This is a genomic window from Streptomyces lanatus, from assembly GCF_014655715.1.
Classification (GTDB): Bacteria; Actinomycetota; Actinomycetes; order Streptomycetales; family Streptomycetaceae; genus Streptomyces; species Streptomyces lanatus.
The window spans coordinates 1-767 of sequence record NZ_BNBM01000045.1; the positions used below are offsets into that span (position 1 = coordinate 1).

1 pseudogene is annotated in these 767 nt (G+C 67.9%); it reads right to left on the reverse strand.

The annotated features are described in order from the left end of the window. Positions 1–765, reverse strand: a pseudogene (locus IE325_RS45840) (IS5 family transposase); the annotation flags it as partial. Between the last annotated feature and the right edge of the window lie 2 nt (positions 766–767).

Below are 767 nucleotides of genomic sequence, written 5' to 3' on the forward strand. Positions count from 1 at the left end.
GGAAGGCCTCGTGGATGTCGTCGCGTCGTTCCCAGCGGATCCGCAGCCGTCGGAAGCCGTGCAGCCAGGCGATCGTGCGCTCGACCACATAGCGGAAGATGCCCAGGCCAGAGCCGTGTTCCACGCCTCGTTCGGCGATGACCGGGCGGATGCCGCGCTGCCACAGCAGGCGCCGGTACTTGTCGTGGTCGTAACCACGATCGGCGAGCAGAGCATCGGGTCTGCGTCTGGGCCGGCCGACGACGCCCGCCACGGCCGGAACCTTGTCCAGCAGAGGCAGCAACTGCGTGACGTCGTTGCGGTTCCCGCCGGTCAGGGACACTGCGAGCGGAATGCCCTGGGCGTCGGTGAGGACGTGGTGCTTACTGCCCGGTCGTGCGCGGTCGACCGGGCTGGGTCCGCTTTTGGGCCGCGCCGGGCCGCCCTGACATGGGAGGAGTCGATCACCGCCCGCGACCAGTCCAGCTTCTTCGCAGCCCGCAGCTTCTTCAGCAGCAACAGGTGGAGTTCGTCCCACACGCCGGCCTCGTTCCACGCGGCCAGACGCCGCCAGCACGTCATGCCCGAGCCGAAGCCCAACTCCTGCGGGAGGTACTCCCATTGGATGCCGGTGTGCAGCACGAACAAGATCCCGCACAAGGCCTGCCGGTCCGGTATCCGTGGCCTGCCCTCGACCAGCTTCGGTGTCGGCTCGGGCAACAACGGCTCGATGAGCGACCACAGTTCATCCGACACGATCCACGGCCGCGACTGTCTCTTCCCCACGA